This is a genomic window from Kocuria sp. CPCC 205260, assembly GCF_040981045.1.
Lineage (GTDB): Bacteria > Actinomycetota > Actinomycetes > Actinomycetales > Micrococcaceae > Kocuria > Kocuria palustris.
The window spans coordinates 1-640 of sequence record NZ_JAVKPT010000052.1 but is presented as its reverse complement, the minus strand read 5'-3'; the positions used below and the strand labels follow the sequence as shown (position 1 = coordinate 640).

Genomic DNA, 640 nt, shown 5'->3' with positions numbered 1-640 from the left:
CGCAGGTCCTTCATCTCGTCCTGTGCGATCTCCGGGGTAGGCCCGGCGGAAGAGAAGATGATCGAGGCAGCGACTTCCACCTCTCGGTCGCTGGCCGTCAGCTCCCCCACGTACTCGCTCAGGGCCATGGCCGACTTGTCGATCTCGTTGTTGCCGCTGACCACACTCGGAGAGTCCTCACGCTGACGGTACTGGTCCCTGATGTTGCTCTCAGCCCGACGGTTCTTGGACATGACCCGATCCGAGGGGGTGATCACCAGACGCAGTACGAAGTCGATGTCGTGGGAGATCGAGGCGGCGAAGTTGATGAACTCCGCTCCCGGGAAGACGAACCCCGCCTGCGGGGTCAGCCCCATCACTGCGAACTGCTGGTACGCCGGGGCGGAGTCACCGGTCTCGACCTTCAAGAAGCGACGGCGGAACAGCTTGCGCTGCGGGGCCGTCACGTCCTCCATGTCGCTCAGCGCGCCTTCATCCAGCAACGGTTCCGGGAGGCAGGTGCCGGCGTTGATCCAGGATTCCGCGCGCTGCACCTCAGAGTGCTCATAGGAGGAGTGCAGCTCGGCCCCCCGGGTCACCAGGTGTCGGGTGATCCACCGGATGGCCTTGATCCCTACCCGGCGAGGCTGAAAGGGCGAGG

The 640-nt window shown here is 64.7% G+C and carries 1 pseudogene; it reads right to left on the bottom strand.

Features of this window, described 5'->3' with window-relative positions:
• A pseudogene (locus RF645_RS13080) lies at positions 1-578 on the bottom strand (hypothetical protein); the annotation flags it as partial.
• Positions 579-640: the final 62 nt, after the last annotated feature.